The organism is Allobrachymonas wangyanguii (genome assembly GCF_045055315.1).
Classification (GTDB): domain Bacteria; phylum Pseudomonadota; class Gammaproteobacteria; order Burkholderiales; family Burkholderiaceae_C; genus Brachymonas; species Brachymonas wangyanguii.
On the sequence record NZ_CP173677.1, the window covers coordinates 560,035 to 580,898 of the forward strand.

Here is a 20,864-nt window from a genome sequence, read left to right on the forward strand (position 1 = left end):
GATGGCGATCTACAGCGCGCCGCTGCCAGGCGTTCCGGACAGCGGCCAGCACAGCCATGCCGCCTGGGCTGCCTTGCCCTGGCAGTCGCGCGGGCGCCGCCATGCAGAAGCCGATGCGCCAACGCGCGGCGCCTTCCAGCGCGACCGTGACCGCATCGTGCACAGCTCGGCGTTCCGCCGGCTGGTCTACAAGACGCAGGTGTTCCTGAACCACGAGGGGGATTTGTACCGCACCCGGCTGACGCATTCGCTGGAAGTGGCGCAGCTCGGTTGCAGCGTGGCGCGTGCGCTGGGGCTGGACGAGGATCTGGTGGAAGCGATTGCGCTGGCGCACGATCTGGGTCACACGCCGTTTGGCCATGCCGGGCAGGATGCGCTCAACGGCTGCATGCAGCAGCATGGCGGTTTCGAGCACAACCTGCAGAGCCTGCGCGTGGTGGATGTGCTGGAGCAGCGTTATCCGGCGTTTGACGGCCTGAACCTGTGTTTCGAGACGCGTGAGGGCATCCTCAAGCACTGTTCGGCGCGCAACGCGCGCTGGCTGGAACAGCAGGAGCCGGGCGGTGTGGGCCAGCGCTTCCTGCTCGGGCAGCAGCCGGGCCTGGAGGCGCAGCTGTGCAATATCGCCGACGAGATTGCCTACAACGCGCACGATATCGATGACGGCTTGCGCTCCGGCCTGCTGCAGTGGGAGCAGGTGCTGAGCGTGCCGCTGGTGGCGCGCCACCATGCCAGCACGCTGCGTGACTGGCCACAGCTCAGCGGCCGCCGCGTGATCTACGAAACCATCCGCCGCATGCTGAGCGAGCAGGTCTACGACGTGATCGCTGCCACGCGCGCCGCGCTGGAACAGCACCGGCCGGACAGCGTGGACGCGGTGCGCCAGTGCCCGCCGCTGGTCGGTTTCAGCGCCACCATGCGCGATGAATCGCTGCAACTCAAGCAGCTGCTGCTGAAGGCGCTCTACCGCCATCCGCAGGTGATGCAGACGATGGACGTGGCGCAGCAGGTGGTACGCGAATTGTTTGCCATCTACCTGCAGCAGCCGCAGCAGATGAAACCCGATTTCGCCACGCGTGCCGATACCGAGCGCGCCGTGGCCGACTATATTGCCGGCATGACCGACCGCTTCGCCTTGCGTGAGCATGTACGCCTGACTGGCCAGCAGGTCTTGATGTGATGGCTCCGGACAAGCAGGGCGGCATGCGCGCCATCTGGGTCGTGCTGGTCACGGGTGTGTGTGCGGCCATGATCATTGGCAAGCTGCCGCCGGCGGTACCCGCGCTGCAGCAGGAGCTGGGCGTGACGCTGGTGCAGGCCGGCTTTCTGCTGTCACTGGTGCAGGTGGCATCGCTCAGTTTGGGCCTGTTTCTCGGGCTGGCGAGCGAGCGTATTGGCCTGCGCCGCTCCATGCTGGCTGGCCTGGCGCTGATGAGTCTGGCCAGTTTTGCCGGCGGCTGGGTCGAGAGCGTGACCGCGCTGCTGGTATTGCGCGCCTTTGAAGGACTCGGCTTCTTGCTGACCTCGCTGTCGGCGCCGGCGGTGCTGCGCCGGCTGGTGCCGCCGCAGCGGGTGACGCAGGTGATGGGCGTCTGGGGGGCTTATGTGCCGTTTGGCACGGCGCTGGCGATGCTGCTCGGGCCGGCCGTGATCCTGGCAGTCGGCTGGGCCGGCTGGTGGTGGTTGATTGGCTTGCTGTGCGCGCTCTGCTTGCTGGCCGTGCGACGCTGGGTGCCGGCCGATCCGCCACGCCCGGCAGCGGCCGTGGCCGGTGGCTGGACCGGCCAGTTGCACCTGACGCTGTCCAGCCGCGGACCCTGGCTGCTGTTCCTGACCTTTTGCGTCTACTCCTCCCAGTGGATGGCGGTGATCGGCTTTCTGCCGACGATTTATGCGCAGGCCGGCGTGAGCGGCTGGACGCTGGGCCTGCTGATGGCGCTGGTGCCGGCGATGAACATCATCGGCAACGTGGTGGCAGGCCAGCGCCTGCACCGCGGCACGGAGCCGGGCACGCTGCTGATCATCGGTTTTGTCGTGATGGCGCTGGGGTCCTGGCTGGCGTTTACCGGATTGGAACTGCCGCCGGCGGTGCGCTATGTCGGCATGCTGCTGTTCTCGCTGTTTGGTGGCCTGATTCCGGGCACGCTGTTTGCGCTGGTGCCGCGGCTGGCGCCGGACAGCAGCCTGATTGCCAGCACCGTGGGCTGGATGTTGCAGGGCTCCTCGCTGGGGCAGTTTGCCGGTCCGCCGGCCGTGGCCTGGCTATCGGGCGTGGTCGGCGGCTGGCACTGGACCTGGGCGGCCACCGGCAGTGCCTGCGTGCTGGGCTGCCTGCTGGCGCTGCAATTTGCGCGCCTGCGCACCCCGCCCGCCGTAGCCCGCTGAGACGCTGCGTGGCACAATGGCGCGCATGACTACCGATCTCCAAAATACCGTTGTGGCCGATACCCGCCACTGGCTGGAACAGGCCGTGATCGGCCTCAACCTGTGCCCGTTTGCCAAGGCGACCTACACCAAGGAACTGGTCCACTATGCGGTGTCCGGTGCGCTGACCGAAGACGAGGCGCTGCAGGCCGTGCATGACGAGCTGGTGGCGCTGGCCGAACTGCCGATGGACGAGCGCGAGACCACGCTGCTGCTGTTCCCGGCGATGTTTGACGATTTCCTCTACTTCAACGATTTTGCCGGTGCCGCGGAGGACATCCTGGCCGACCTGGGCCTGGAAGGCGAGCTGCAGATTGCCAGCTTCCACCCGCGCTACCAGTTTGCCGATACCGAGCCGGACGACATCAGCAATGCCACCAACTGGGCGCCGTACCCGACGCTGCACCTGCTGCGCGAAGCCAGCATCGACCGTGCCGTCGAGAACTACCCGGATGTGGACGATATCCCCGCCAACAACATCGAGCGCCTCGAGGCCATGGGCCGCAGCGGTTGGGAAAAGCTCGGCATCCAGACCCGCGTCAGCGGCGATGACTGGGTGCGTGCCTGCCCGGCGCACGGCCAGCGCAAGCAGCCGCCCGGTGACGGTGACCAGCGTGATGACGAGGGTGGCGATGGCGACGGCGGCGAATAAGCCGCGCAAGCCGGCACGCGGCCCGTCCAAGGCCGAGCTGATGGCACAGCAGGTGCAGGAAGCGATCCGTCCCGGCCAGTCGGTCGAGTTGCTGAAGGAGCTGCATATCCTGACGCGCGATGGCGCACTGAACCAGGATTCGCGCCGCAAGCTCAAGCAGGTCTACCACCTGTTCGGCTTTATCGAGAAGATCCTGCTGGAGCTGGAAGCTGCTGGCAACAGCGCGATCACGCTGGCCGACCACGGTGCCGGCAAGTCCTACCTGGGCTTCATCATCTACGACCTGTTCTTCCAGCAGCGCGAGGGCGGCACGATTTACGGCATCGAGACGCGCGAGGAACTGGTGCAGCGCTCGCGTGCGCTGGCGCAGCAGCTCGGTTTTGCGCGCATGCGCTTTCTGCCGCTGACGGTGCAGCAGTCGGCCAGCAGCACGGAGCTGCCGGAGCGCATCGACGTGGTGACGGCGCTGCACGCCTGCGATACCGCCACCGACGATGCGATCGCCTTTGGCCTGCAGAAGCAGGCCGGCCACATGGTGCTGGTGCCATGCTGCCAGGCCGAGACGGCCAGTTTCCTGCGCCAGAACAAGGCCTTCAACCTGTCGCGCACGCCGCTGGCCGAACTGTGGCGCCACCCGCTGCACACGCGCGAGATGGGCAGCCAGATCACCAACGTGCTGCGCTGCCTGTACCTGGAATCGCAGGGTTACAGTGTGACCGTGACCGAGTTGGTGGGCTGGGAACACAGCATGAAGAACGAGCTGATCCTGGCGCAGTACACCGGCCAGAAGAAGCGCAGCGCGGCCCAGCGCATGCACGCCATGGCCGAGGAGTTTGGCCTGCAGGAGCTGCTGGCGCTGCGCTATCCACTGGTGGCCGATATGGCCGAGCGCGCCGGGTGAGGCCGGTCCGGGTTTAGTCCTACAGACGGGCCCGCTGGCAGACTCGACAATGGGTATTGATGTGCAGGCCTCCCGCTTGCGCCAGACCATAAGGAGAATGCCATGTCCATGTACCCCACTTCCGGCTACACCATGGAGGACCTGTTCAGCCAGCTCGGCCTGCCCAGCGACGAGCAGGCGATCCGGGATTTTGTGCAGAATAACCGTCTGGATGCCAGTTGCGTCAATCTGTGCGATGCACCGTTCTGGAACGAGAGCCAGGCGCGCTTCCTGAAGGAAGAACTGGAGCGCGATGCCAACTGGGCGGTGGTGGTCGATGACCTGGCCGCACGCCTGCAGGGCGAGCCGCCGGAGGTCTGCCCGGTCTCGAACTGATCCCGATCCTGGGCTGAGGGAAGTCAGCCCAGCCTGAAACGGCGTGCCAGCCCGCTGGCACGCAATACCCATTTCTCGATTTCCGCCACCACGAACACCAGCAGGCCGGCCGCCAGCACCTTGAGCCATTCGTACGGGCTCAGACCGGCAGAGCCGAACAGCTCCTGCATCCACGGCAGGTAGGTATAGGCCAGTTGCAGCGGTATGCAGGCCAGCATGGCGGCCGGTACATACCAGTTGCCGGTCAGTCCCTCGCGCGTCAGCACCGGTTTCAGGATATGCCGGCTGTTGAGCAGGTAGAACACCTCGCAGGCGACCACGGTATTGACTGCCATGGTGCGTGCTACTTCCAGGCTGGTGCCCGAGCGCAACTCCCACAGGAACAGGCCGAGCGTGGACAGCATGAACAGCAGCGAGACCAGCAGCAGGCGCCAGATGAAGAAGCCGGACAGCAAGGCTTCATGCGCGCGGCGCGGTGGCCGCTGCATGATGCCGGGCTCGGCCGGCTCGAAGGCCAGGGCCATGCCAAGCGCACTCGAGGTCACCATATTGATCCACAGCACCTGTGCCGGCGTCAGCGGCAGGGCGAGCTGGAACAGGATCGCGGCAATTACTACCAGCGCCTCGCCACCATTGGTCGGCAGCATGAATAGGATGAACTTGCGGATGTTGTCGTAGACGGCGCGGCCTTCGCGCACGGCAGCGGCAATGGTTGCAAAGTGGTCGTCGGCCAGCACCATGTCGGAGGCGTCCTTGGCGGCTTCGGTGCCTTTCAGGCCCATGGCAACGCCGACATCGGCGCGCTTGAGGGCCGGCGCATCGTTGACACCGTCGCCGGTCATGGCCACGACCTCGCCGCAGTCCTGCAGCGCCTGCACCAGGCGCAGCTTGTGTTCCGGGCTGGCGCGCGCAAAGATATCCACTTCCTGCACCACGCGGCGCAGCTCCCGGTCGTCCAGCAGCGCGACCTCGTTGCCGGTGAGCGTGGGCTTGCCGATGCCGATCGCCAGTTGCGCGCCGATGGCGCGGGCGGTTTCGGCATGGTCGCCGGTGATCATCTTGACGCGGATGCCGGCCTGGTGGCATTGCGCCACGGCGCGGATCGCTTCCTCGCGCGGCGGATCGATGATGCCGACCAGCGCCAGCATGACGAAGTCGCCATCGGCCAGATCGGCGTGTGCCAGGCGCTCCTGTCGCGGCCGCTGGCGGCGTACGGCCAGCGCCAGCAGGCGCAGGCCGTGGGCGGCGGTATCGGTGGCCATGCGGCGCCAGTTGTCCACATCCAGCGGCTCCAGGCCTCCGTCCAGCCGCATCTGCTGGCCGCACATGTCGAGAATGCGTTCGGGCGCGCCCTTGACGAAGATCCACGGTTCGCCCTGGGCGTCCTCGTGGTAGCTGGCCATGTAGCGGTGTTCCGATTCAAAGGGGATGGCATCCATGCGCGGCCAGTCGGCGCGTGCGGCCAGCTGCGTGAAGCTGGTCTTGCCGCCCAGTGCCAGCAGTGCGCCCTCGGTCGGGTCGCCGCTGACCAGCCACTGGCCATCCTCCTGGTGCAGGCTGGCATCATTGCACAGCACGCTGGCGCGTATCGCCAGTTGCAGGGCCGGATAGTCCGCCGGCTGCACACGCTCGCGGTTCAGCAGCAGCTCGCCGACCGGGGCATAGCCGATGCCGCTGACCTCGATCACCTCGTGGTTGGCGCAGGCCACGCGCTGCACCGTCATCTCGTTGCGCGTCAGGGTGCCGGTCTTGTCGGAGCAGATCACGCTGACCGCGCCCAGCGCCTCGACCGCCGGCAAGCGGCGCACGATGGCCTTGCGCCGCGCCATGCGCTGCACGCCGAGCGCCAGCGCCACGGTGATGATGGCTGGCAGGCCTTCGGGAATCGCCGAGGCGGTGAGTGCCACCACCATCATGAACATGTCGGCAGCCGGATGGCCGCGCCACAGCGTGCCCATGGCAAAGGTCAGCGCCGAAATCGACAATACGCCGATCGCCAGTGTCTTGCCAAAGCGGTCGATCTGGCGCAGCAGCGGCGTGGTCTGGGCAGTCATGCTGCCCAGCAGCTGGTTGATGCGGCCCAGTTCGGTCTGGCCAGCGGTGGCGACCACCATGCCGGTGGCCTGGCCGTAGAGCACCAGCGTGCCGGCATAGGCCATGCAGAAGCGGTCGCCGAGTGGCGCATCGTGCGCCACCGGATCGATGCCCTTGTCGACTGGCAGCGATTCGCCGGTGAGCGCCGCTTCTTCCACGCGCAGCTCGTGCACTGACAGCAGGCGCAGGTCGGCCGGCACCCGGTCGCCGGAGGCCAGTAGCACCACATCGCCGGGTACCAGCTGGTCGGCATCGAGCTCGCGGTAGCTGCCGTCACGCAACACGATGCAGCGCGGAGACAGCATGTTGCGGATCGCGTCCAGCGCCTTTTCTGCCTTGCCTTCCTGCAGGTAGCCAATGATGGCGTTGATCAGCACGGCCCCCATCAATACGCCGGTATCGACCCAGTAGCCCAGGCTGGCGGTGATCACGGCCGATCCCATCATCACGTAGAGCAGGATGTTGTGGAACTGCAGCAGGAAGCGCTGCAGCGCACTGCGCTTTCGGGCGGCGGCAAGGCGGTTGGGGCCGTACAGCTGCAGGCGCTGATCGGCCTGCTGGCTGTCCAGACCTTGCGTGCTGCTGTCGAGCCGGGTGCCGGTCTGGTCGGTGGAAAGGGTGTGCCAGTGGGCACGGGGAGCGGGGGAGGGGGCCTGGGAGGGTGTCTCTGTCATGCCGGTGCAGGCTGCGCCGCCCGCAGGCGGGAGTCCGCAGCGGGTGGGTACAGGTAGGGGGAATGGCCCGCAGGGGGCGAGGGGATCACTGCATTCTAGCCAGACAGGCCGGCGTGTCCTGCCGGTTGGACAGCCAGATGGGGTTGGCAGGAAATATCCACGTAATCTGACTGCCGCGTGACATTTGAAGTTTTGTTGTAGAATCAAATCATGCAACAGACTGCCGCCCTGGCCATCTTCGAATCGCTCTCGTCTGCCGTGCGCCTGGATATCTACCGGCTGCTGGTCAAGCGTGGCGCAGAAGGCATGGTGGCGGGGGAAATCGCCACGGAGCTGCAGCTGCCGCCAGCCAATCTGTCCTTCCATTTCAAGGCGCTGGTGCAATCGGGCCTGCTGACGGTGGAGCAGGAAGGGCGTTTCCAGCGTTACCGTGCCCATATGCCGCTGATGCTGGACCTGATCGACTACCTTGTGAAAGAATGTTGTGACGGGCATCCGGAACAATGTGCCGGCCTGTGTGACGTGCCTGTGGGTGCGTCACCCGCCGATCAGGCGTGAGCAGCAGGGCGGCTTTTTTTGTGCTGATATTTGAATCATTCATTTAATGTCAAATTAATGACGAACTGGTGACCGTGGTGGCCAGACTGGCCTGATGTTCCCAGCAAACAGGAGGGTAGAACAATGGACAACAACCGTGTTTTCAATGTGCTGGTGCTGTGCACCGGCAACTCGGCCCGCAGCATCATGGGCGAGGCACTGTTCAACTTTATCGGCAAGGGCAAGTTCAAGGCCTACAGCGCCGGCAGCCACCCGGCAGGCCAGGTGAACCCGATCACGCTGGAGTTGCTGCAGGCCGCGCATCTGCCGGTGGACGACTTGCGCAGCAAGAGCTGGGACGAGTTTGCCGGTGCCGATGCACCGAAGATGGATTTCATCATCACCGTATGTGACCAGGCCGCGGGCGAAGTCTGTCCGTACTGGCCCGGTTCGCCGGTGAGCGCCCACTGGGGCTTCCCGGACCCGGCTGCGGTAGAGGGCAGCGATGCCGACAAGCGCCGTGCCTTCAACAACACGCTGCATGGCCTGGCCAACCGCATCCGCGAGTTTTCCAGCCTGCCGCTGGCCTCGCTGGACGCGCTGGCGCTGAAGCACGAGTTGGACAAGATCGGCCAGCAGACGATTGACCCGACAGACCGCCGCGGCCAGGCCTGAATCCGGCCCCTGTCGCGCTGCACCATCAAGGGGGTGGGCAGCGCGATTTTTCATCACTTCACGACAGTACAGAAAGCAGCATCATGGGATTATTTGAACGTTACCTGACGGTATGGGTAGGGCTGGGCATTGCCGCCGGCGTGGCGCTGGGGCTGGCCATGCCCGGCGTGTTCGAGGCAATTGCGGCACTGGAACTGGCGCACGTGAACCTGGTGGTGGCCGTGCTGATCTGGGTGATGATCTACCCGATGATGATCCAGGTGGACTGGAGCTCGGTCAAGGACGTGGGCAAGCGGCCCAGGGGCCTGTTGCTGACGCTGGTGGTGAACTGGCTGATCAAGCCCTTCACCATGGCAGCGCTGGGCGTGCTGTTCTTCCACTACATTTTTGCGCCCTGGGTCGATCCGCAATCGGCCACCGAATACATCGCCGGCATGATCCTGCTCGGCGTGGCACCGTGTACCGCCATGGTGTTTGTCTGGAGCCAGCTGGTCAAGGGCGATGCCAGTTACACGCTGGTGCAGGTGTCTGTGAACGACCTGATCATGATCGTGGCGTTTGCACCGATTGCAGCTTTCCTGCTTGGCGTGACGAATGTGACGGTGCCGTGGGAAACGCTGCTGCTGTCGACCGTGCTGTACGTGGTGCTGCCGCTGATCGCCGGCGTGCTGACGCGCCGTGCGCTGCTGCGCCGCTCGCCTGCCGCGGTGGCGGAATTCACGGCGCGGCTCAAGCCCTGGTCCATGTTCGGCCTGATTGGCACCGTGGTGCTGCTGTTCGGATTCCAGGCGCAGACGATTGTGGCCAAGCCGCTGGTGATCGTGCTGATCGCGATTCCGCTGCTGCTGCAGACCTACGGCATCTTTTTTATCAGCCTGCTGGGTGCGCGCCTGCTCAAGCTGCCGCACAACGTGGCCGGACCGGCCTGCCTGATCGGCACCTCCAACTTCTTCGAACTGGCGGTGGCTGTGGCGATTTCGCTGTTTGGTCTGCAGTCAGGTGCGGCACTGGCCACCGTGGTTGGCGTGCTCGTGGAAGTGCCGGTGATGCTGTCGCTGTGCGCCATGCTGAATCGCATGGAGCAGAAGCGGCTGGCGGCGGCTTGATGGTTTAGCCGTGACGCTGGAACACGCTGCTGCTGCCGTCACGCTGCACCAGCAGCGTGGCGTAGCGGTCGCGGCGGCCGCCATAGACCGGGCCGTCCATGCCCGGGGAGCCGATCGGCATGCCAGGCACGGCCAGGCCGAGCGCCTTCGGCTTGTCGCGCAGCAGGCGGCGGATCTCGTTGGCATGCACATGGCCCTCGATCACGTAGCTGCCGACCACGGCGGTGTGGCAGGAGGCGTAGCGCTGGGCCAGGCCGAGGCGGGCGCGCACCGCGTTGTTGCCGGTGTCGTAGCTGGTAACGCGGAAGCCGTTGGCTTCCATGTGTGCGATCCAGTCCTTGCAGCAGCCGCAGCTGGCGTCTTTCCAGACCGTGACCGGAGTAGCGTTGGCGGCGGGGCGCGCCCATAGCGGGCTGGCCAGGCTGGCGGCAGCGCCGGCAGACAGCAGGCGCAGGAGGTGACGACGGGAGGCTGGTGCGGTCATGGTGGTATCTTCTGGTTCGCAAGGAAGGCGCTATATTGCCATGAGTCGAATAGCCTATCAACTGCGGTATTTTGCAAATGACGGCTGCCGCAGCCACAGGCGCGCTAGGATGGCAGCACCACCGAACTGATCCGAGGAGAAAGCCATGCTGGTGTCCATCGTCACTTTCCGCCTGTCCAAACCCTGGAGCGTGGAGCAGGCCGCTGCCGTGTTCCAGTCTACCGCGCCCAAGTATGTCGGCCTGGCCGGCCTGAAGCGCAAGCACTACTACGTGTCCGAGCAGGGCGATCGCGCCGGTGGCATCTATTTCTGGGACAGCCGCGCCGCGGCCGATGCCTGCTACACCGATGACTGGAAGGCGATGGTCACGGCCAAGTATGGCGCGCCGCCAGAAATCCAGTTCTACGAGGTACCGGTATCGGTCAACAACCTGACTGGGCAGATCGAGACCGACTGAGCCATTGCACGATCAGGCCGCACCCGGCTTGCGCGAGGCCTGCCACAGCCAGGCGGCGGTGATCAGCAGCAGCACGGTCGCCGAGGCATGGCCCCAGGCCAGGGCGTCCCAGCCGAGCCAGCGCTGGTCGCCAATCGCGCGTACCAGCAAGGGGCCGAGGATCTGGCCGGCGGCAAAGGCCACCGTCATGCGCGCCAGCAGCGGCGTCGGATTGTCGGGCGCGTAGGCGCGCGCCAGCTGCAGGCCGCCCATGGTGGTGAGCAGGAAGGTGCCACCCACCAGCACCGCCGATAGCGCCAGCGACCACAGCGCCGGGTTCAGCAGCGGCATCAGCGTGCCGATTGCCATGATGCCTTGTGCCACTGCCCACAGGCGATGCCGGCTCCAGTTGGACATCCACAGCGCGGCTGCCGCCACCGAGACGGCGGCAGCCGCCCCGAATAGCGGCCAGGTCAGGCCGAATACCATGGGATCGCTGATCTGCTGGCGCGCCAGGGTGGGCAGAAAGGTGGCCGGCATGATGTAGCCAAAGCCGAAAATGCCGTAGCAGACGATCAGGCCCAGCGTCCTGGGAGGCGCGTCTGGCTGCTGGCCGGCCGGCGTGCTGCTGGCAGCGGCTGTCGCAGGACCGGGTTGGGCCAGGACATGCAGCAGCAACGCTCCGATCAGCGTCACCACGCCAAACTCCAGCCACAGCGCCTGCGCGCTCTGGTGGCCGCCGATCCAGGCGACCACGCCGGCCAGTGCAATGCCCTTGCCGACGCCGACATAAATCCAGGCACCGCGGTGCGACAGGTGCCGTCGCGCCATTTCACCCAGGCACCAGCTGCTGGTGCAGACCAGCGCCCAGGCGCTGAACACGCCAGCCACGGTGCGCAGCAGCGCGCCAGACCAGACTGGCAGGCCGTCACCGACCCAGGCTACCGCCAGCGTGGTAGCCGCCACGCCATACAGCGCCAGCCGCAGGCCGCGCAAGGGCTGCGCCGAAAACCAGGCCGCCGTCAGCGCGCCCAACAGGTAGCCGACATAGTTGAGCGTGGCCCATTCCGCTCCCTGGGCGGCAGTCAGGGTGCCGTCGCGGAGCATCAGCGGCATCAGCGGGGTAAAGGCGAATCGCCCAATGCCCATGGCCAGCGCCAGCGCCATCGCGCCGAGCACGAGAATAAGCCAATCGGGCAGGGTGGAAGCGGGCCGGGAACTGCGGGGCATGGGGTCTCCTGAAACGGAATCGCAACGATCATGCCAGACGCCAGGGCCGGTATGACAACCCTGATGATCACAGGGGTTTGACCTTGTAGTGACTTCAGGGTTCATCATGACAGACATGAAGCACGATTCCCATTCCCATGATGTTGTTGAAGACGGCCAGAGCCACGGCTGTGCTGCCTCGGTGCCGCAAACGCCGGTGAAGGCAGCGAGTGGCTGCTGCGGTCCGGCGGTAGCGGCTGACAAGGGTAGCTGCTGCGATGCCATCCCTGAGGCGCCAGCGCAGTCTGGAAGTGACTGCTGTGGCGGCTGCATCCCGCAGGAGGAGCCCGAAAGCAGTTGCGGTAGCAGCGCCTGCGCAAGCCCGATGCCGCTGGGCAGTGCAGCCAGCACCTTGCAGCTGCGCATTCCCGATATGGATTGCCCGAGCGAGGAAGCGATGATCCGCCGCGCGCTCGACGGTATGGCGGTGGGTAGCCTGCGCTTTGACCTGGGAGGCCGCACGCTGACGCTGCAGGCCGATGACAGTGCCCATGCGGCCATCGTGCAGGCGATCGAAGCCGCCGGCCTGAAGACCGAGCGCGTGGCGCAAGGCGGTCTCCTGCTGCGTGTACCGGACATGGATTGCCCGAGCGAGGAAGCGATGATCCGCCGCGCGCTCGATGGCATGGCGGTAGGCAGCCTGCGTTTTGACCTGTCGGCACGCACGGTGACGGTGCAGGCCGCAGAAAGCGCCTGGGACGGAATCGAGCAGGCGATTCAGGCGGCTGGCCTGAAGACCGAGCGTCTGAGCCAGGCGATCCCGGCGGCAGATACGCAGCAGCGCCAGCAGCGCGAGATGGTCAAGCTGGGCGCGGCGCTGGTGCTGGCCCTGGGGGCCGAGCTGATCCACTTCTTCGCGCCGGAGACGCTGACCTGGGAGATCGCCAGCATGGCCGTGGCGGCGCTGGCGATTGCGCTGTCCGGCTTTGCCGTCTACCGCAAGGGGCTGGCATCGCTGCTGCGTGGCCAGCTCAACATCACGGCGTTGATGACGGTGGCCGTGACCGGCGCCTTCCTTATCGGCCAGTGGGCGGAAGCCGCGATGGTGATGGCGCTGTATGCGATGGCCGAGCTGATCGAGGTGCGTGCGGTAGACCGGGCGCGCAACGCTATCAAGAGCCTGCTCGAATTGGCGCCCTCGGTGGCCGAGGTGCGCCAGCCGGATGGCAGCTGGCTCAGCCAGCCGGCGGCAGCGATCCGCGTGGGTGCCATCGTGCGCGTGAAGCCGGGCGAGCGGCTGGCACTGGACGGCCGCGTGCAGGCCGGCCACAGCGCCATCGACCAGGCACCGGTGACGGGCGAAAGCGTGCCGGTGGAAAAAGGCCCGGGCGACGAGGTCTTTGCCGGCACCATCAACCAGCACGGCGCGCTGGAATTCGAAGTCACCGCGCCGGCCACCGATACCGTATTGGCGCGCATCATCCACGCCGTGGAAGAGGCACAGGGTTCGCGTGCGCCAACCCAGCGCTTTGTTGATCGCTTTGCCGCGGTCTACACGCCGGCCGTGTTCATCATCGCGATCCTGGTGGCGATTCTCGGCCCCTGGCTGGGCGGCTGGAGCTGGCTGACCGGCCTGTACAAGGCGCTGGTGCTGCTGGTGATTGCCTGCCCGTGTGCGCTGGTGATTTCCACGCCGGTGACGGTGGTGAGTGGTTTGGCGGCAGCGGCAAGGCGAGGCATCCTGATCAAGGGTGGTGCCTACCTGGAAGAAGCGCGCAAGATCACGCAGATGGCGCTGGACAAGACCGGCACCATCACCGAAGGCAAGCCGCGGCTGGTGGCGCAGGAAAGCCTGCGTGCCGATATCCCAGCCGATCAGATCTGGCAACTGGCGGCTGCCATGGCGGCGCGCTCCGACCATCCGGTGTCGAAAGCCATCGTGCAGGGACTGGCCGTGTCCACCAGCTTGCCCGAGGTGGAGGCGTTTGCCGCCGAAGCCGGCCGTGGCACGCTGGGCAGCATCGCCGGACAGGCGCTGGTACTGGGCAACCGCCGCTGGATCGAGGAGCGTGGCCAGCTGACGCCGGCGCTGGCCGAACGCCTGGCCGTGCACGAGCGGCAGGGTCGCAGCATCAGCCTGCTGGCCGATGCGCAGGGCGTGCTCGGCCTGTTTGCCGTGGCCGATGCGATCAAGCCCAGCTCGCAGCAGGCGATCCGGGAACTGCGCGCCCTCGGCATCACCCCGGTGATGCTGACCGGCGACAACCCGGCCACGGCGCAGGCGATTGCCGCCGAAGCCGGCATCAGCGAGGTACAGGCCGGCCTGTTGCCGCAGCAAAAACTGGAAGCGATCCAGGCCATGGCGGCGCAGCCGCAGCAGGCGATCGGCATGGTCGGCGACGGCATCAACGATGCGCCGGCCCTGGCCGCGGCCCAGGTCGGCTTTGCCATGGGCCAGGCCGGCACCCACACCGCCACCGAAGCAGCTGATGTCGTCATCATGAACGACGACCTGCGCCGCGTCCCCGAAACCATCCGCCTGTCACGCCGCGCCCATGGCGTGCTCTGGCAGAACATCAGCCTGGCGCTGGGCATCAAGGCGGTGTTCCTGCTGCTGGCGGTGTTTGGCAACGCCAGCATGTGGATGGCGGTGTTTGCCGATGTCGGGGCGGCGCTGCTGGTGGTGTTTAACGGGTTGCGGATGTTGCGGTGGCGGCCATCTGTCTGATGAGGGGGACAAACAGAGGTTGCTGCAGCATTGGCCCTGCGGTATGATAACCTATCATTTTGATAGATAGATCACGTGCGCCAACCCAGCATTCATCAGCTTGAGAAGCACATCCGGAAGATGGCTGCTGACAGTTCCAACGTGCTGATCACCCGGCATGCCGAAGTACGCATGTGGGGGCGAAAGATCAACCGGCCCATGGTGTTTGATGTCTTGCTGAAAGGAAAGATAGCGATGCCGCCGGAGCCGGATATCCGCCATGGAGGACTGAACTGTCGCATGGGCCGCTACGTGGCTGGCATGAATGTCGCGGTGGTGGTGCATGTGGAATATCCTGAGCCTGACCTGATCGTCGTGACCGTGATTGACATTACGAAGGAGTAGCCATGCTGCAGTACAAGGACGGTGGCCTGCGCAATGTCTGGCTGGCCAATGGATACGAGGTGCGTCAGACGCGCCATGGCGAAGCCGTGTCGATTCGTGATCAGGAAGGTCTGACGCGCGCCATCTGTCTGGCCCTGACGCGCAAGACCGGCCATCTGACAGGCGTGGAGTTCCGCTATATCCGCAGTGCCGGCATGCTGGTTTCGCAGTCTGCACTGGCGACGCAACTCGGCGTAGATGTTCAGACCGTGGCGCGCTGGGAAAAGACCGGCAAGGTGCCGCGCTGGGCAGACAAGCTGATGCGCTTGCTGTACGCCGCGCATGCCGAGGGTAATGTACCGATCCGAAAGGCCATGGAACGCGCCAGCCAGGTGGAGCGGCTGATGCACCAGAAGATCGTCGTGCAGGAATCGCGTGCGGGCTGGGAGAGCACGATCGAGGACTGTGATGCGATGTGTGCGTGAACTGTAGCTGAACTGGATCCATCCAGACAATAAAAAGCCGCTTCTCCAGCAGGAAAGCGGCTTTTCACATAGGTCTAACTGGCCTCCCCGGCAGGAATCGAACCTGCATCTGAGCCTTAGGAGGGCCCCGTTCTATCCATTGAACTACGGAGAGCACCGTCCTGCAGCAGCGCTGCCGCAGGACAAAAAGCGGCCAGCCCACGTGCGCAGGCCAGCCGCTTATTGTAGCCGAGGCGCGGGAATCAGCCCTGGCGTGCCGGCAGGATGGTGGCTTCGCACTCGCCGAAGCCGATGCGGGCCGCGCCATCCTTCTGGCACCATCCGCGCAGCACGATGCTGTCGCCGTCCAGCAGCCAGGTGCGGCTTTCGCCGTTGGCCAGCGTGACCAGGTTCTTGCCGCCGGTGGTCAGCTCGATCAGCGCGCCGGCCTGGTCCAGCGTCGGACCGGACAGGGTGCCGCTGCCGAACAGGTCGCCCGGTTGCAGGTTGCAGCCGTTGACGGTGTGGTGCGTCACCATCTGCTCGATCGTCCAGTAGGCGTGGCGGTAGTTGGTGGTGATCAGCGATTCCGGCGCCTGGCCGGCATCACGCATCTGCTGCGTCTGCACCAGCACTTCCAGCTGCACATCCACTGCGCCCTGGGTCCACAGCGTCGGCGTATCCAGGTAGGGCAGCGGTTGCGGATCAGCTTCGGGACGGGTAAAGGCGGTGCGGTAGGGCGCCAGCGCTTCCATCGTCACGACCCACGGGGAGATCGTGGTGGCGAAGTTCTTCGACAGGAAGGGGCCGAGCGGCTGGTATTCCCAGGGCTGGATGTCGCGCGCCGACCAGTCGTTCAGCAGGCACAGGCCAAACACGTGCTGCGTGGCATCGGCCATGGCGATCGGTTCGCCCTGGGCGTTGCCGCAGCCGATGAAGATGCCCAGTTCCAGCTCGATGTCCAGGCGCTGGCTGGCACCGAAGTTGGGCGTGCTGCTGCCCTCGGACGGGCGCGTCTGGCCTTGTGGACGGCGGAAATCGGTGCCGGAGACGTTCACGCTGGAAGCGCGGCCGTGGTAGCCGATCGGGATCCACTTGTAGTTGGGCAGCAGCGGGTTGTCCGGGCGGAACTGCGCGCCGATATTGGTGGCGTGGTAGACCGAGGTATAGAAGTCGGTGTAGTCGCCGATGCGCGCCGGCACGCTGTATTCGGCGTCCTGTTGCGGCACCAGGCAGGCCTGCAGCGCAGACTGCTGCTCGGAGCCTTCGCGCAGGCCGCGCGACAGCGCCAGGCGCAGCGCCGACCAGGCCGGTTGGCCCAAGCCCATCAGCGTGTTCAGGCGCTCTTCGGCACCGGCCTGGGCGGCTTCGGCGGCGGCGTCGCTGAAAATGCCGGCTTGCGCGACCGCAGCCAGGTCGACGATCTGGTCGCCGATGGCGACACCGCCGCGGAAGGCTTCGGCGCTGCCCTTGCGTCGGAAGGCGGCAAACGGCAGGTTCTGGATGGTGAAATCGGCGCCGGCATCGTTGGCGCTGGCGACCCAGCTGCGCAGCGCCGGATCATGGGTTTCGTTCAGGGTGTACATGGTGGTTCCTTGTGAGACGTACAGCATGCCACTGGGCGGATCGCGCCGGGCGACCCGCTCAAGCGGGAATCCGGCAGGACTTACAGGTCCTGCAGGGCGGAGGCGATATGGCGGCCGAACAGTTCCGGATCCGCCAGCGCGTTGGCGTTCAGCAGTGCCAGCTTGACCAGGAACAGCTCGGTCTTGTCTTCGCCGGCCTGGTCGATGGCCTGGGCCAGTTGATCGTAGACGGTCTCCAGACCGCCGATGGTGAGGGCTTGTTGTTGCGTTGTCATGGAAATCTCTCCTTACTGGGGCAGGGCGGTATCGAGGGCGGCTTGCAGACGGACGGCGTCCAGCGTGACCCAGCGCGCGCACACGTGCTGGTCCGGGCGCAGCAGGTAAGCGCCACCATCGGCGCGCACGCCGTAGCGCTGGCGGAAGTGGCCATCGGCATCGGCCAATGTCAGGTCGGCACCGGCGACCGGCTCGGCAGCGCCGACGGCGATCACGCGCAGCTGGGCACCGCGGGCGCGGAAAGCGGCCACGACCTGCTGCAGCGATTCCGGAATCGCGCTGGCGGTGGTGAAGTAGATCAGGTCAAAGCCGCCGCCCAGATGGTCGAGCAGGAAGTCGTTCGGTGCCAGACGGATGTTGGTCGGCGGCGCGCCATGTGCCGGGCCGGCCTTGAACAGTGCGTTGTCATCGCCCACGCTGTTGAGCATGGAGTGCGTGTACTCGTGCGGGCGAGAGGTACGCCAGTGGTACAGCGGACGCACGAAATCGACTGTCAGCGACATCGACAGCACGGCGTCACGCAGCAGGCGGAAGCCACGGCTGGGCGGCGTCATGAAGCGCGTGCTCTTGCCGGCTTCGTCGATGATCTCGCGCGCGGCACCGACGCGCTCGGCGCTGTAGTTGGCCAGCAGCTGCTGGCTGGACAGGCCCTTGACCACGTGGGCCAGGTGCCAGCCCAGCGATTGCGCATCCTGGAAACCGGTATTGGCACCGCGCACGCCGAAGATCGGCAGCAGGTGGGCAGCATCGCCGGTGAAGATGACGTTGCCGTGCACATAGTCGGCCAGCGTCAGCGTGCGTGCGGAGTAGACCGAGCACCAGTCCATGTCCCACGGCACGCCGGCATGGCCGATCATGGCCAGCTGGGCGTTGATGCGCTCGGTCAGGGAATCGACATGCAGTGCCTGCTCGGGCGTTTCGCCTGGCGGCAGCTGGTAGTCCAGGCGCCAGATGCCGTGCGGTTCGCGGTGCATCAGGATCGTGTTGCCCGGGTTCCATTCGGGGTCGAAGAAGGCCAGGCGCTCGGTCGGCAGCGGCAGGTCGATCTTGATGTCGGCGATGACGAAGAAGCCCTCGTAGGAGGAGCCTTCCATCCACAGGCCCATGTTGTCACGGATGCTGGAACGGCCGCCAGTGGCATCGACCAGCCAGTCGGCTTCGAGCTGGTACTCGCCTTCGGGCGTGTCGATGGTGATGTCGACGTAGCCGTCCTGTTGCGCCACGGCCGCGACCTTGTTGCCCCAGCGGAAATCGATCAGCGGATTCGCCTTGCAGGCATCGTGCAGATACTCTTCCATGTACTGCTGCTGCACGTTGATCATCGGGTAGAAACGGTCGTCCGGATCTTGAACGCTTTCCATGCGGAACACGCGCTGGCCACGGTAGTAGGAGTTGCCGTACAGCCAAGGCAGGCCGCCTTCGGTCATGCGGTCAGCCACGCCAACCTGCTGCAGGATTTCCATCGAGCGGCGCGTGAACACGATGGCGCGGCTGCCCTGCGAGAACTGTAACTCGGAAGTGACGACCACCGAGGGCACGCCGTGACGCGCCAGTTCCAGCGCCGTCACCATGCCGGCCGGGCCGGAGCCGGCGATCACGACCGGCTTGCGCTCCTGCTTCGGGTGCTGGCTGGCGAGCCAGGGCTGGAACACCTCGTAGGTGTAATAGATGGAAGGGCGGGCTTCCGTGGTGGGGGTATGCATGGTGTGTCTCCTGCAATAGAAATGGGTGTGCGGAAATTCGGGGGTAGCGCGGTGCTCGCGGCTGCCGCGCCATGGCTCTGGTCAGAGTTCGGCCTTGCTCTTGATCATCTTGGGGATGGGCAGGAACAGCACGGTAATGGCACCCAGCACCAGCATCACGGCAGACACGATCAGGCCGGAGGTAAAGGTGTTGGTCAGGTCGTTCAGCCAGCCCACCATCAGCGGGTTGGTGGCGGAACCGATATTGCCGATGGCGTTGATCACGGCAATGCCCAGGGCACGTGCCTCGAAGCTCAGCGAAGCGTCAGGCGTGGTCCAGAAGATGGACATGGCGGTGTAGGCGCCGGCGGAGGCCATGCAGACGCCGGCCAGTTTCAGCACGGCGCCGTCGCCATAAGCGGTCAGCAGCCAGCCGGCAGCGGCGAACAGCATTGGGATGATCAGGTGCCAGCGGCGCTCCTGGGTGCGGTCGGAGCGGCGGCCCCAGAACAGCATGGCGATGATGGTGCAGACCGGCGGAATTGCGGCGAGCAGGCCGATGGTGGTGTTGCTGGCGTTGGCGTTGAAGCTCTTCACGATCAGCGGCGTCCACACGGCGACCATGGCCAGGCTGTTCACCAGGAAGAAGTAGGCGGCGCAGAACTTCAGCACGGTGCCGGAGCTCAGCTCCTTCAGCAGGCTGGTCTGCTTGGCGCTGGCCGGCTGGGCCGCCAGGGCCTGGGCGCGCTCGTTGGCCAGGGTGTGGTCCAGCGTCTGCTTTTCCTGGGCAGTCAGCCAGGGTGCCTGCTCAGGGCGATCCTGCAGGTAGTAATAGACGGCGATGCCCAGGAACACGCAAGGCATGCCTTCCAGCAAGAACAGCCACTGCCAGCCCTTCAGGCCCCAGATGCCGTCCATGCCCAGGATCAGGCCGGAGATGGCGGAACCGACACCGGCGGTCACCGGCATGGCGATCATGAACAGCGCGTTGGCGCGGGCGCGGTAGGCGGCCGGGAACCAGTAGGTCATGAACAGCAGCATGCCCGGCAGAAAGCCGGCTTCGGTGATGCCGACCAGGATGCGCAGCCAGTACAGCGAAGTGGCATCGGTGGCAAACATGGTTGCGGTGGAGGCCAGGCCCCAGGCAATCATGATGCTGCCGATCCAGCGGCGTGCGCCCCAGCGTGCAATCGCCAGGTTGCTCGGCACACCACAGGCGATGTAGGCGATGTAGAACAGGAAGGTGGCCATGCCGAACTGGGTGTTGGTCAGGCCCAGGTCGCTCTTCATGGTCAGACCGGCAAAGCCGATGTTGATGCGGTCCAGGAAGGAAAATACGAACAGGATGAACAGGAACCACAGCAGATGCCTGGCCACTTTCTGGGTGACCTGCTGCGAGGCGACGGGATCTACCGGGTGCAGCACGAGGTTGATCTGTGGGATGGAGGAAGCGCTCATATTGTTGTCTCTTGTGCACCCGCACGGGTGCGGCGCGGATCGGGAATATCCGGCAGCAACAACAGCCACTGCCAGACAGGAATCGCCAGCAATGTTTGATCTGAGTCAAGTAAATAGTTGCCAACGCAACGAATGGTAATGCCTGCATGGCCGGCGTGCACTAGGGGAAATTCTAGTTGCGTACGCAACTTAATAGTGTTAAACCCTCAGATACAATGAGACAGGAAGGCTGCGTGATCACGGAGCCCGTTTCCCTGGGCCTTTTGCCGTGAAGTACCCACTCGATCGCTCCTATACCCACCGGCTGCATACCCTGTCCAAGCTGACCGATCGGGCCACGCAGCAGGCCTATCTCGATGGCACCGGATTGCCCCCGGGAGAAGGGCGCTGCCTGGCTGCGATTGGTTCCTTCAGCCCGTTGTCACTCAATGAAGTGGCGCACATGGCCAATGTCAACAAGGGCCAGGCCAGCCGCGCGGTGCAATCGCTGGTGGATCAGGGCCTGGTCAACAAGGTGGTGAATGCCAGCGATGCGCGTGGCGTGGACCTGACACTGACCAAACAGGGCGAGACGATCTGGGACAACCTGATGCACGTGATTGACGAGCGCAACCAGCAGATCGTGGATTGCCTGGATGCCGAACAGCAGGCACAGTTTGACGCTTTGCTGGACCTGCTGGTGCAGCACGCGCGCGACAGCGACAGCCGCGACTGAGGCGGTCGCAGCGCTGATGGGCGGC

The 20,864-nt window shown here is 65.4% G+C and carries 20 protein-coding genes and 1 tRNA gene; 13 read left to right on the top strand and 8 right to left on the bottom strand.

The window, feature by feature from the left end; translation table 11 throughout:
• Position 1 precedes the first annotated feature (1 nt).
• The 5 genes from ACI3EV_RS02640 (at position 2) to ACI3EV_RS02660 (ending at position 4,352) form a co-directional block, all read left to right on the top strand.
• A complete protein-coding gene (locus ACI3EV_RS02640; RefSeq protein WP_329770042.1) occupies positions 2-1,180 on the top strand; it encodes a deoxyguanosinetriphosphate triphosphohydrolase in 1,179 nt (392 codons plus the stop codon).
• The gene (locus ACI3EV_RS02645; RefSeq protein WP_329770041.1) at positions 1,180-2,385 is read left to right on the top strand and encodes an MFS transporter; all 1,206 of its coding nucleotides are present in this window, start codon (positions 1,180-1,182) and stop codon (positions 2,383-2,385) included. Before ACI3EV_RS02640 ends, ACI3EV_RS02645 begins: the two co-directional genes overlap by 1 nt.
• Positions 2,386-2,401: 16 nt before the next feature.
• Positions 2,402-3,076: a DUF1415 domain-containing protein gene (locus tag ACI3EV_RS02650; protein ID WP_405198024.1), complete on the top strand. Its 675-nt coding sequence runs from the start codon at positions 2,402-2,404 to the stop codon at positions 3,074-3,076.
• 40 nt (positions 3,077-3,116) lie between these two features.
• Positions 3,117-3,977 (top strand): SAM-dependent methyltransferase, encoded by an 861-nt coding sequence (locus ACI3EV_RS02655; RefSeq protein WP_329770127.1) that lies wholly within the window; start codon positions 3,117-3,119, stop codon positions 3,975-3,977.
• Between the two features lie 102 nt (positions 3,978-4,079).
• Complete coding sequence (locus ACI3EV_RS02660; protein WP_329770039.1) at positions 4,080-4,352, top strand: DUF2789 domain-containing protein; 273 nt, start codon at positions 4,080-4,082, stop codon at positions 4,350-4,352.
• Between the two features lie 23 nt (positions 4,353-4,375).
• On the opposite strand, the gene ACI3EV_RS02665 is transcribed toward ACI3EV_RS02660, so the two are convergent.
• On the bottom strand, positions 4,376-7,120 hold the full coding sequence (locus ACI3EV_RS02665) for a cation-transporting P-type ATPase (protein ID WP_337691559.1): 2,745 nt from the start codon (positions 7,118-7,120) through the stop codon (positions 4,376-4,378).
• 210 nt (positions 7,121-7,330) lie between these two features.
• On the opposite strand from ACI3EV_RS02665, the gene ACI3EV_RS02670 reads away from it, so the two are divergent.
• The 3 genes from ACI3EV_RS02670 to arsB all read left to right on the top strand — a co-directional run bounded on the left by ACI3EV_RS02670 (position 7,331) and on the right by arsB (position 9,438).
• Positions 7,331-7,678, top strand: a complete 348-nt coding sequence (locus ACI3EV_RS02670) for a helix-turn-helix domain-containing protein (protein ID WP_329770036.1) — start codon at positions 7,331-7,333, stop codon at positions 7,676-7,678.
• A gap of 123 nt (positions 7,679-7,801) precedes the next feature.
• Positions 7,802-8,332 carry an arsenate reductase ArsC gene (locus ACI3EV_RS02675; protein WP_337691555.1) on the top strand — a complete coding sequence of 177 codons (531 nt, stop codon included), beginning with the start codon at positions 7,802-7,804 and terminating at the stop codon, positions 8,330-8,332.
• 83 nt (positions 8,333-8,415) lie between these two features.
• Positions 8,416-9,438: an ACR3 family arsenite efflux transporter gene (gene arsB, locus ACI3EV_RS02680; RefSeq protein ID WP_329770034.1), complete on the top strand. Its 1,023-nt coding sequence runs from the start codon at positions 8,416-8,418 to the stop codon at positions 9,436-9,438.
• A gap of 4 nt (positions 9,439-9,442) precedes the next feature.
• Here the strand turns inward: arsB and ACI3EV_RS02685 are convergent, their stop codons facing one another.
• Positions 9,443-9,922, bottom strand: coding sequence for a DUF411 domain-containing protein (locus ACI3EV_RS02685; RefSeq protein ID WP_329770033.1), 480 nt, complete (start codon positions 9,920-9,922; stop codon positions 9,443-9,445).
• A gap of 145 nt (positions 9,923-10,067) precedes the next feature.
• Between ACI3EV_RS02685 and ACI3EV_RS02690 the strand changes: the two genes are divergently transcribed.
• Positions 10,068-10,379, top strand: a complete 312-nt coding sequence (locus tag ACI3EV_RS02690) for a monooxygenase (protein ID WP_337691553.1) — start codon at positions 10,068-10,070, stop codon at positions 10,377-10,379.
• A gap of 12 nt (positions 10,380-10,391) precedes the next feature.
• Here ACI3EV_RS02690 and ACI3EV_RS02695 read toward each other — a convergent pair whose 3' ends face one another.
• Positions 10,392-11,588 carry a YbfB/YjiJ family MFS transporter gene (locus tag ACI3EV_RS02695; protein WP_337691551.1) on the bottom strand — a complete coding sequence of 399 codons (1,197 nt, stop codon included), beginning with the start codon at positions 11,586-11,588 and terminating at the stop codon, positions 10,392-10,394.
• Between the two features lie 364 nt (positions 11,589-11,952).
• Between ACI3EV_RS02695 and ACI3EV_RS02700 the strand changes: the two genes are divergently transcribed.
• The 3 genes from ACI3EV_RS02700 (at position 11,953) to ACI3EV_RS02710 (ending at position 15,143) form a co-directional block, all read left to right on the top strand.
• The gene (locus ACI3EV_RS02700; RefSeq protein ID WP_405198057.1) at positions 11,953-14,295 is read left to right on the top strand and encodes a heavy metal translocating P-type ATPase; all 2,343 of its coding nucleotides are present in this window, start codon (positions 11,953-11,955) and stop codon (positions 14,293-14,295) included.
• Positions 14,296-14,370: 75 nt separating this feature from the next.
• The gene (locus ACI3EV_RS02705; RefSeq protein ID WP_329770029.1) at positions 14,371-14,679 is read left to right on the top strand and encodes a DUF4258 domain-containing protein; all 309 of its coding nucleotides are present in this window, start codon (positions 14,371-14,373) and stop codon (positions 14,677-14,679) included.
• Between the two features lie 2 nt (positions 14,680-14,681).
• Positions 14,682-15,143: a hypothetical protein gene (locus ACI3EV_RS02710; protein ID WP_329770028.1), complete on the top strand. Its 462-nt coding sequence runs from the start codon at positions 14,682-14,684 to the stop codon at positions 15,141-15,143.
• Between the two features lie 79 nt (positions 15,144-15,222).
• Here the strand turns inward: ACI3EV_RS02710 and ACI3EV_RS02715 are convergent.
• From ACI3EV_RS02715 to ACI3EV_RS02735, 5 genes are all read right to left on the bottom strand, one after another.
• Positions 15,223-15,297, bottom strand: a tRNA-Arg gene (locus ACI3EV_RS02715).
• An 88-nt stretch (positions 15,298-15,385) separates the two neighbouring features.
• Positions 15,386-16,708 (bottom strand): fumarylacetoacetase, encoded by a 1,323-nt coding sequence (gene fahA / locus ACI3EV_RS02720; RefSeq protein ID WP_329770027.1) that lies wholly within the window; start codon positions 16,706-16,708, stop codon positions 15,386-15,388.
• An 80-nt stretch (positions 16,709-16,788) separates the two neighbouring features.
• Entirely contained in the window at positions 16,789-16,983 is a 195-nt protein-coding gene (locus tag ACI3EV_RS02725) for a DUF2783 domain-containing protein (protein ID WP_329770026.1), read from the bottom strand.
• Between the two features lie 12 nt (positions 16,984-16,995).
• Positions 16,996-18,687, bottom strand: a complete 1,692-nt coding sequence (locus ACI3EV_RS02730) for an FAD-dependent monooxygenase (RefSeq protein ID WP_329770024.1) — start codon at positions 18,685-18,687, stop codon at positions 16,996-16,998.
• Between the two features lie 81 nt (positions 18,688-18,768).
• A complete protein-coding gene (locus tag ACI3EV_RS02735; RefSeq protein ID WP_329770023.1) occupies positions 18,769-20,124 on the bottom strand; it encodes an MFS transporter in 1,356 nt (451 codons plus the stop codon).
• A 268-nt stretch (positions 20,125-20,392) separates the two neighbouring features.
• Between ACI3EV_RS02735 and ACI3EV_RS02740 the strand changes: the two genes are divergently transcribed.
• On the top strand, positions 20,393-20,839 hold the full coding sequence (locus tag ACI3EV_RS02740; RefSeq protein ID WP_329770022.1) for a MarR family winged helix-turn-helix transcriptional regulator: 447 nt from the start codon (positions 20,393-20,395) through the stop codon (positions 20,837-20,839).
• Positions 20,840-20,864 lie beyond the last annotated feature (25 nt).